The sequence below is a fragment of the Mesorhizobium sp. P2_E10 genome (genome assembly GCF_056404235.1).
The window spans coordinates 1-9,631 of sequence record NZ_JBFUEK010000036.1 but is presented as its reverse complement, the minus strand read 5'-3'; the positions used below and the strand labels follow the sequence as shown (position 1 = coordinate 9,631).

The window sequence follows — 9,631 nt, the reverse complement described above, 5'->3', positions numbered from 1 at the left end:
TTATGTGCACGTTGCCGTGGCGCCGGTCGTCACGCACACCAGTCCCGTCGGAATCAACGCTACAGGCTCTGCGACCTGGCCCGGAAGCCGCTTCCACGACATGCCCACCGCGTCCTATGCGGAAGTTCGCGACAGGCGCTGGCACACCCCGAGGCACAAATCCCCATAGGCAATCGTCCGCGGCCCGCGGGTTCCTGCATGAGAGACTTTCGTACGCCTGACGGCACCCGAAACCCTTCAGCATATCGGACATCGAAGATGTTTTCCTGGCGCCTCGAAAGCAGACGTTGCCAAACTGCTTGGCGGCAGGTGATCGGCTCCGAAAGAAGTTTGGCGACGGCTGCCAAACGTTGACGAGAATCGATGTGCGATCGGAACAAATGCGAGGATATTTTGCGTGGGTGACCCTGAGGATCTCCCAACCGATAAATCATTCGACCGGAAATTCGAGTGCCCGGAGACCGGTGATGAATCGTTCTCGATCTGACGGGGCAGCAGCATGGTAGAATAGGCCCGCGCATACCCTGCGACGTCAAACCAGGACGTTCTCTTGGCTTGGAACTTACCGCGATGCTGTGAGGCCAAATCGCTTCGTCCGGCTTCCGCCAATTGCAAGCGTCAGATGATGGTAGGCGAGCGGCTCATCGAGCAGCATGAAGTCTACAACCGCGCCATTTGGCTTGATTGCGCGGACGACTGATTCCGCGCACGGGATTTCCTTCCCAGCCAATCAGCGATCCTACGCGCCAAAGGTAACTTCGCTCCAACGCGAGAAGCGCCCGGCCGAGTAATCAGAGCCTGCCGCCTTCTATAGTTAGCCAAATACCGATCGAGCGCGTCTTGGAACTCTGCTTCGCGCCCAGACCGGGCGATCATTGGGGATGGCAGTGCGGCTGGTTTCTCGCCATCAATATTAAGGTTGGAGGTGACTTGGATCATCGCTGAATCTCCCGTCCGATCTTCGAAGAAAGATGAGCCGGCGGTTGGCGCGAGTCTTTAAGCGCCTGCTAATAGTTCCGAAAGGCGCTGAAAAGTTGTAAACTGTCCTCATGTCGGGGCAGCAGCTTGTGTTTGGACCTTTCGTGCTCGACGCTCAGGCGGGCTCACTGCTCTGCCGGGGGGAACCTGTCGCGATAAGCTACCGCGCTGTTCGCTTACTGATTGCTCTCCTTGAGCGTCCGGGCGAAGTGCTGAGCAAGTCGGATCTCATCGAGGCGGCGTGGCAGGGGGCCGCAGTCGAAGAAGGCAATCTTGCAGTGCAGATTTCGGCGTTGCGGAAGCTACTGGGACAACCACCCGGCGGCAGAGACTGGATTGGGACGGTTCCCCGTGTGGGCTATCGCTTCACGGGTCCCGTTGAATGCTCGGCAAAACCAGCCCCCGATCACGCGATGAGAATTCAAGACGCGCAGGCCGACGGTCGGCCATCAATCGCTGTGCTCCCGTTTTCCAATCTCAGCGAAGATGCCGCCCAGGATTATTTTGCTGACGGGATGGTGGCCGACATCATTACCGGCCTATCGAGGATCAAGTGGCTCCTGGTGATCGCTCGCAACTCTAGCTTTATCTACAAGGGCAAGTCCGTTGACGTTCGTCAAGTCGGGAGCGAGTTGGGTGTCCGCTATGTATTGGAAGGAGGGGTGCGAAAGGCCGGTAATCGACTGCGAATCAATGCCGAGCTTCTGGATGCCGCCACCGGTGCGCACCTTTGGGCCGAACGCTTCGACGGCGACCTCATGGACGTATTTGAACTGCAGGACGACATAACCGAAAAGGTGGTAGCAATCGTCGAGCCGAGCGTCCAAAAATCCGAGATAGAGCGGTCCCGGCGGAAGCATCCTGAAAGCTTGGATGCCTACGATCTATATCTTCGAGCCGTGCCTTACACTACGTCGCAGATGCCTGCTGATGCGCGAGTGGCTATAGGTTATCTCGAGAACGCCCTGCGCATTGATCCCAACTATGCAGCAGCTCGTGCGCTGCTTTCATGGTGTCACGAATGGTGCTTCGCGCGGGGCGGTCTCGGCGAAAACGACAAGTTGGCGGCCATTCGGCATGCTCGTGCAGCGCTTGTCAGCAGCACCGATGACGCGACTGCCCTCGCAATCGCGGGTTTCGTCACCACCATGCTGAGCAAAGATCATGCGGCGGGCCTGACCGCGACCGAACGTGCTCTTCAACAGAATCCCTCTTGCGCCACAGCGATGTATCTCGGATCACTCACAAACGCGTTCGCGGGTCGTCCGACTGTGGCGACCGCTCTGGCAGAGCGGGCGTTACGACTAAGCCCCTTCGACTTCCTTGCCTACCAGGCCCACTTTGCGCGAGGCGCGGCAGCCATTCAGTCTGAGCGGTATGCCGACGCTGCCTTGCATTTGCAGACAGCGTTGCAGCTCAATTCCAACCTGAGTTCGCTCTACTTTGTTACTGCGGCTGCGCTGGCTATGTCTGGACAGCTGTCCGATGCCAACTCGTTGGCCCGAACTGGTCTGCAGATGGAACCGACGTTCCGTTGCCGGATGTTCTCTGAGCTCATGGTCTCGGAACTTGCGGACAAGCTCGGCGAGGGTTGTCAAAGGTTGGGCCTGCCTGAGTAGGAGATATCCCACAGCAAGGCGGCTCCTTGAGGAGCGCAAGCTGGAGCTGGTGGTGAAAAGGGCAGAGTCGATCTGGGGCGGGGTTTCGGTCGTGAACTCACAAATACGTTGCACGGTTGGCGACAAGGGGTCGCTTTAGGTCATTACCTGGCCATTGGGCGCGAGCGGAACGAATGTCCGAGTTGGGTCCAAGTCGCGACATCGGTTGAAGGTCAGCTATCGTCCTTCCCAGGCCAGCCATGCCGCGTAATCTGGCAAGCCCGCCAGACGCCAGCCATCAACAAACGGCTGCGCATCACTCGGGCTCCTGAAAGGTGAGTTCGCCACCAAATCACCGACCTTCCAATTTGGATTGCCCGCAACAAATAGGCGGGCTTCCTCCTGTGCCTCAGGAACGCGACCGGCAAGGGCAAGCGTGGGAACCAGGTGCTCCCCCGAACCCGTCCCGTACGTTTCTTCCCGACTCAAGGACGCAACTGCTTCTTCGCATTGACCGGAGGAAATCTGCGCCATTCCCATGATCCAGAAACACAAACAGGGTGGACGAGGATTCATACGGAGCGCCGCGCCACAAGCCCTCGCGGCCCTCGCTCTTTTGGCGTTGGCGGGCTGCGAGACTACTGCGTCGATCGACAACTGCGATCGAACCTCTGACAGCAAACTGTTTTCGAGATGTGCGACCTTTGTTACAAAACGACGGTTTCAGTGGAACATTGCAGATACAAATGTGGAGCATTTAACAGACTGTTTAGCGGCTGCGTTGCCATAGCCCGAGACACCGAAGGCTCTACAGGAGAAGAACATGTCAGTGTTTGAAACGGTCGCGCGGTATGGGGCGGCCTTCAAAAATGCCCGTGAAGCACGAAAGTCCGAACGGGTTCTGAACAGCCTACCGATGGAAATTCAAAAGGACTTAGGCTGGCCGGTTACGCACCGTCCGAAAAGGCTCTCGTCAAACACCTGGGGCAGGTTCCTCTGAACGAGGCCCATCGCCCTTAACCTCTGCAATCCGTTGGCTTGGCCTTGCCGGAGTTAAGCCAGCATAGCGTCTTATCCGGCGATTCCACGCCCACTCCCATGCTGCGTACAACACCCCCATGGGAAGACAACCCGTCCGCTGAAAGATTCGGACCCCTCACTATCGACAGGAGTACGACCTAATGACCAAGCACACAAAAACCGCCACCAATGGCGTCAACGTAGCCGCCCTGCTTGGCGCCCGTGAGGCGCTAAAGGATGCCCCCGAAGCCGCCCGCTTCAAATGGAGAGCAACCAGTGAATGGGTAAAGGGCACCCACAACCGAGCCACGGTTGCCGGATTTTTCGGCCTGGGCACAGAACACCAGCATCGCCAGACCTACAAGTTCGAGTCCGATCACCCGGAAGTCTTCGCGTCGGAAGACAACGGCGCGACGCCAGTGGAGTTTGTGCTGGTCGGCCTGGCCGGCTGCCTGACCGCGGGCATCGCGGCTGTCGCGCAAAACCGCAACATCCAGCTGCACTCAGTCAAGGCGACGCTTGAGGCCGGCATGAATATCCAGGGTATCCTCGGCATTGATCTGGATGTGCGCAATGGTTTCGATGGCATCAAGGTGCATTACGATATTGACGCGGACGCCAGCGCGGAAGACATCGCCGCTCTCGTCGCGCAGTCGCAGAAGCGCTCAGCCGTCTTTGACGTGATCGCCAACCCGACCGATGTAACGGTCACCTCGAGCAAGTCCTGATGAGCATAAGCGCATCGCGCGGGATCGCCGGCACCGTTGACGTCGTCGTCATCGGTGCCGGTCACTCCGGCCTGGCCATGAGTTATTTACTGGGTCAGCGCTCGCTGAGGCATGTGGTTCTCGAGCGGGGCGAGGTCGCGAATTCCTGGCGCACGGAGCGCTGGGATTCACTGCGTTTGCTTACGCCCAACTGGATGGCGCGGCTCCCCGGCTACCCATACCGGGGCGATGACCCGGACGGCTACATGAGCGCCGGCCAGGCCGCTGATTTCATCTCCGCTTATGCCACATACACATCAGCACCGGTTCTTACGCGCACTACCGTCACCAGAGTGGCGCAGAGCAGACACGGCTTTCGGGTCGAGACCTCGAGTGGGGACTGGCTGTGCCAAGCCGTGGTGGTCGCGACTGGTGCGTTCAACAAGCCGGTCATACCGAGATTGGCCGAGGCCATGCCAGCCAATGTCGAACAGCTATCGGCTCACACCTACCGCAATCCGCGGCAACTTGCCCCTGGCGGGGTGTTGGTGGTTGGGGCATCGGCTACAGGCCTGCAATTGGCACAGGAGATTCAGCTGAGCGGCCGGTCCGTCACGCTCGCGGTAGGCGAACACGTTCGGCTGCCGCGTGTCTATCGAGGTCGCGATATCCAATGGTGGATGCTTGCGATGGGCGTGCTTGACCAGCGCATCGAAGACGTAGACGACCCCGACCGCGCCCGAAGAGTACCGTCGCCACAGCTTGTCGGCACCCCCGACCGCGCGACGCTCGACCTCAATGTCCTGCAAGGACAGGGCGTCAAAATCGTCGGGCGGCTGATGGGCATTCGCGACTCGGTAGCCCAATTTTCCGGATCGCTGCGCCACGTCTGCGCGCTCGCCGACCTGAAGATGAACAGGCTGCTCGCATGGATCGACCAATGGGCAGAGTCGAATGCCCCCTCCGGCATCGGTCCCACCGAACGCTTCGTTCCTACCGTAGTCGGTGAGACGTCGCAGCTGGAACTCAAACTCGGGGAAGACATTCGCACGGTGCTATGGGCTACCGGTTTTCGGCCGGATTTTTCATGGCTGGACTTGCCGATCTTAGATCGCAAGGGCGACCTCAAGCATAGTCGCGGTGTTGCTGACGTTCCCGGGGTGTATGTGTTGGGGCTGCCTTACTTGCGTCGCCGGAAATCGAGCTTCATCCACGGCGCTGAGGACGATGTGCGCGAGCTCAGCAGCCATATCGCCGACTACCTCGACAGGTCAACGAGCCAAATAAAGTCGCGTCTCCGCTCAGTGGCGATCTAAAGCAGCGATGGAGCACGCCCCAACATTCCTTAGCCGAAGGCCGTGCTGCGCGGGCGTCATCCCATCACATCGGCGGCGTCGGCGCGGACGAGCGAGCGATAGCCACCGAAATCTCTCACTGCGTAAGGACATCAAAATGCGCACCAAACCAGGCTGTTCCCATTACGACGCCATCATCGTCGGCGCTCGCTGTGCCGGTGCCTCGACCGCCATGCTGCTTGCGCGAGCCGGGCTGCGAGTCCTTGCGCTCGACCGCAGGGCCTATGGATCGGACACGTTGTCGACGCATGCGCTGATGCGCCCGGCGGTTCTCCAGCTGTCGCGTTGGGGCCTGCTGAAGAGGCTGCTCGACGCCGGCACGCCCCTGATAACCGCGACCGCCTTCCACTATGGCGATCAGGAAATCACCATACCTCTGCGCGCGAGCCCTCAGCTGCCCGGCCTGATTGCGCCCAGGCGCACGCTGCTGGACAGGACGCTGGTCGATGCAGCCCGCGAGGCCGGCGCCGAGGTGTTGCATGACACGGTCGTTGGGAATCTTGTCAGCAGCGCCGATGCCAGGATGCGCGGCGTCAAGATACTCACTTCTGACGGAACGCATCTTACCGTCACAGCCGACATAGTCATTGGGGCGGATGGGATTGGGTCGCTGGTGGCGAAGCGCTGTGGAGCGCAGACACTGCGGCGCGGCCAAGTTTCGGCCGCCCATCTCTACGCCTACGTGCCGGTCGAGCCGGAGAGCAGCTACCATTGGTATTTTCGCGAGGGCGTAAGCGGCTCGTTCATCCCGACCAATGACGGCCTCGCCTGCATCGTAGCTTCGGTGCCGACAGAACAGTTCGACGAACGCTTTCGAGGTGGCCACGAAGACGCCCGCATGGCTACTCTGAACGCACTGTCTCCAGAATTAGCCGCACAGGCCGGGAAGGCAACTCGCGGAAGAATCCATGTCTTTCGTGGCGCGCCGGGTTTCCTGCGCCAGGCGTATGGTCCTGGCTGGGCGCTTGTTGGCGATGCCGGGTTCTTCCGCGACCCGATCACCTCGCACGGTATTTCCGATGCGCTGCGCGATAGCGAAAGTCTGGCGCGGGCAATCCTCGATAACACCGCCGAGGCCTTTGAGGTCTACCAGCGCGAGCGCGATCTGATCAGCGGGCAAATCCTCGACGCCACCGATGCCATCGCATCCTTCAACTGGACGTTGCTCGACATAGAGGACAGGCATCGGCACCTCAGCACGGTGATGAAGGCCGAGATTGTCCAGTTGTCCCGGCGCGAGATGCCCCGGCTGCCGCGTCGCAGGGCACGGGCGGCAAACGACGACAACCGTGACCTTGGCGAGTTAAGGCTCGTCTAAAAGGAGAGAGGCAGCTCATGCCACCCGGGGTCGAAGCGACTACGCCAACGAACATTGCTCCGCGAATAGAAAGCCGCGGTCGACCACTGAACTTAAACAAGGATTTAAAAGAATGCATCGCTCCTTCGGAATGGAAACCTTACCGCCCTCGAACCGTTGGACGCTAGTCCGCCAAGGCCCATCCATCGAAGACGTTCGACGCCACCTGCTTAAGATTACGAACTACCGGGACTTGTTCCTGACAAAGGGCACGACCTGATCTTACCGTCACGATTTGGCAGCGTGATCCAGCGATGGCTGGCTCAGCCGCATAACGCAACCTAACTTGGAGTGAGCCCATGAACGCAAAGACACAGGATGGCTGGATTGGCGTCGTCAAGGGACGCCCGCAAGTGGGCGCATTCGCCGAGCGCTCTCGGCGCACGCGTCCCGAAGACATCGCAGCCTTCACCGAGATGACCGGTGACCGCAATCCGCTGCACTACGACAGGGCGCTGGCCGAGGCCTCCGTGTTCGGCAAGCTCATCGTCCAGGGCGGCGTCACCTCCGGCATCCTCAATGCTCTGGTGGCCGAGGACCTTCCCGGTCCGGGCACGGTGTTCCTCGAAGTCGGCTGGAAGTTCGTCAAGGCGGTCGGCGTCGACGAGATGATCACCGGCCGCGTCGAGATCAAGGAGGTGCGCCCCGATAAGCCGATCTGCAAAATTGAGACCTCGGTGCGCAACGAGGCCGGCGATGTCTGCCTGACCGGCACCGCCACCGTGTTCACCGTGCCGTTGGCCAAGGCCTGAGTTCTGGATATGGCGCTCTGGCGGGATTCCAATGCCGTGTCGCCGGCAATCTTCGCCGAGAACGCGCATCGCTGGAGTGTCCTTGGCCTGCTCTGCCTTGCCGTGATGCTGTCGCTGACCACCTGGTTTTCGGCGACCGCGATCACACCCGAGCTGAAGGCCGCATGGCACCTTTCCGGAGCCATCGAGGCCTGGCTGACCAATGGCGTCCAGATAGGCTTCGTTGCCGGCGCGCTGGTCTCGAGCCTCGTCAACCTGCCCGACGTCGTCAAGTTGAACCGGCTGATGGCCGTTTCCGCACTGCTTGCCGCCGCCGCCAACGCCTGTCTGTTGCTGCAGCCGGGACCGATAGGTCTCGTCGCCACCCGTATTCTGACGGGCGTCGCGCTGGCCGGTGTCTATCCGCCAGCGCTCAAGCTGGTCTCGACATGGTTCATAAGGGGCAGAGGGTTGGCGCTGGGCGCCGTCATTGGCGCGCTTACGGTGGGCTCCTCGCTGCCGCATCTGTTCCGGGCAGTCGCCGGTTCGCTCGACTGGCAATCGGTGGTTCTTGCCGCAAGCGTCGCGACACTCATCGGATCTACGATATTCTGGTTCTTCGCTGGCGAAGGGCCGCACCCATTCGGCAAGGCGATCTTCGATCCGCGCCAGATAGGGGCAATTTTCGGCGACAGGCCGTTGCTGCTGGTCAATATCGGTTATCTCGGCCACATGTGGGAACTCTATGCGATGTGGGCATGGCTGCTCACCTATGCCCGGGCTGCGCTCGAAGTGCAGGGTCAACCGTCGCCGGCTTTCGCATCATTGCTGACGTTCTGCGCCATCGCGGCGGGTGTCGCCGGCTGCCTGCTTGGCGGCGTGTTGTCCGACCGCTTCGGTCGCAGCCTGACCACGGCAGGAATGATGATCGTGTCCGGCTTCTGTGCGCTGGCCATCGGCTTTGTCTTTGACGGGCCGCTCTGGCTGTTCGTCCTCGTCGCACTGGTCTGGGGCATCTCAGTCGTCGGGGATTCCGCGCAGTTCTCGGCGGCGGTAACGGAGCTTGGCGACAGGCGCTTTGTCGGCACGGCGCTGTCCATCCAACTCGGGCTCGGCTTTGCCCTTACCGTGCTGGTCATCGGGTTGATCCCGCGCGTAGCGGGCTTGCTTGGCGGCTGGCGTTGGGCATTCCTGCTTCTGGTGCCTGGACCGTTGATCGGTGCCGCGGCGATGCTTAGCCTGCGGCGACTACCTGCTTCCACGAAGATGGCCAGCGGAAAGCGGTAAACCTCATCCCCTCGAAATCCGTTATGGAGAGGTTGCTGCATCAGGCTCTCCCCGCGCGGAAAGCGGCATCGAATTGCCGTGACGCCGGTATCGTTGCCTCGATTGGGTCACTCACGACATCGGACATCGGAAGTTCATCGTCCGCTACCGTTGTTCCTGCATCACAAGCGAATCTAAAGCTTCCGGCCCATTTCCGCCGCTTAGTCACGGCGTCGTGGCAGCCTCGGAGCTGGAGCTTTTGCCGATCATGGCGCGTCGTTTAATTAGCCCCAATGTTAGTACGGATCGTCCGCCGGCAATGGGTCGCCTTTTGACGCGGATCCGTTCAGTGCGCGCTAAAGGGACGGCAGCTTTGCGCCTCATGCACGAACCCGCTTCGCGGGAGTGTCGCCTGTTCTGAGATGGCGCGGTATTCATAGGCCTTGAGCGGGTAGAGACCGCGATCCGACCATGGAGTTCCCTTCAACGAGAGGAACTTGCCATGGCTACCCTGTCGACCGATGCTCCGATCACGCCGCTTCGCCAGCGCATGCAGCAGGACATGCTGATGCGGGGCCTGGGACCGCATACGCAGCAGGACTACGTTCGTCATGTCCGA

7 protein-coding genes are annotated in these 9,631 nt (G+C 60.6%); 6 read left to right on the top strand and 1 reads right to left on the bottom strand.

Annotated elements, in window-relative coordinates:
• The first annotated feature begins 1,082 nt into the window (after window positions 1-1,082).
• On the top strand, window positions 1,083-2,597 hold the full coding sequence (locus AC1D0N_RS31580; RefSeq protein ID WP_477250511.1) for a winged helix-turn-helix domain-containing tetratricopeptide repeat protein: 1,515 nt from the start codon (window positions 1,083-1,085) through the stop codon (window positions 2,595-2,597).
• A 216-nt stretch (window positions 2,598-2,813) separates the two neighbouring features.
• Here the strand turns inward: AC1D0N_RS31580 and AC1D0N_RS31575 are convergent, their stop codons facing one another.
• Window positions 2,814-3,110, bottom strand: coding sequence for a hypothetical protein (locus AC1D0N_RS31575; protein WP_477250509.1), 297 nt, complete (start codon window positions 3,108-3,110; stop codon window positions 2,814-2,816).
• 647 nt (window positions 3,111-3,757) lie between these two features.
• On the opposite strand from AC1D0N_RS31575, the gene AC1D0N_RS31570 reads away from it, so the two are divergent.
• The 5 genes from AC1D0N_RS31570 to AC1D0N_RS31550 all read left to right on the top strand — a co-directional run bounded on the left by AC1D0N_RS31570 (window position 3,758) and on the right by AC1D0N_RS31550 (window position 9,033).
• Window positions 3,758-4,324: an OsmC family protein gene (locus AC1D0N_RS31570; protein ID WP_477250508.1), complete on the top strand. Its 567-nt coding sequence runs from the start codon at window positions 3,758-3,760 to the stop codon at window positions 4,322-4,324.
• A complete protein-coding gene (locus AC1D0N_RS31565; protein WP_477250506.1) occupies window positions 4,324-5,619 on the top strand; it encodes an NAD(P)-binding domain-containing protein in 1,296 nt (431 codons plus the stop codon). Before AC1D0N_RS31570 ends, AC1D0N_RS31565 begins: the two co-directional genes overlap by 1 nt.
• Before the next feature lie 136 nt (window positions 5,620-5,755).
• Window positions 5,756-6,976, top strand: a complete 1,221-nt coding sequence (locus AC1D0N_RS31560) for an NAD(P)/FAD-dependent oxidoreductase (RefSeq protein ID WP_477250504.1) — start codon at window positions 5,756-5,758, stop codon at window positions 6,974-6,976.
• A 338-nt stretch (window positions 6,977-7,314) separates the two neighbouring features.
• On the top strand, window positions 7,315-7,767 hold the full coding sequence (locus AC1D0N_RS31555) for a MaoC family dehydratase (protein ID WP_477250503.1): 453 nt from the start codon (window positions 7,315-7,317) through the stop codon (window positions 7,765-7,767).
• 9 nt (window positions 7,768-7,776) lie between these two features.
• Window positions 7,777-9,033, top strand: a complete 1,257-nt coding sequence (locus AC1D0N_RS31550) for an MFS transporter (protein ID WP_477250501.1) — start codon at window positions 7,777-7,779, stop codon at window positions 9,031-9,033.
• The last annotated feature ends 598 nt before the right edge of the window (window positions 9,034-9,631 follow it).

Coding starts and splice junctions, on each gene's coding strand:
- AC1D0N_RS31550 (WP_477250501.1), top strand. CDS start 7,777: ATGGCGCTCTGGCGGGATTCCAATGCCGTGTCGCCGGCAATCTTCGCC.
- AC1D0N_RS31575 (WP_477250509.1), bottom strand. CDS start 3,110: ATGGCGCAGATTTCCTCCGGTCAATGCGAAGAAGCAGTTGCGTCCTTG.
- AC1D0N_RS31565 (WP_477250506.1), top strand. CDS start 4,324: ATGAGCATAAGCGCATCGCGCGGGATCGCCGGCACCGTTGACGTCGTC.
- AC1D0N_RS31560 (WP_477250504.1), top strand. CDS start 5,756: ATGCGCACCAAACCAGGCTGTTCCCATTACGACGCCATCATCGTCGGC.
- AC1D0N_RS31570 (WP_477250508.1), top strand. CDS start 3,758: ATGACCAAGCACACAAAAACCGCCACCAATGGCGTCAACGTAGCCGCC.
- AC1D0N_RS31555 (WP_477250503.1), top strand. CDS start 7,315: ATGAACGCAAAGACACAGGATGGCTGGATTGGCGTCGTCAAGGGACGC.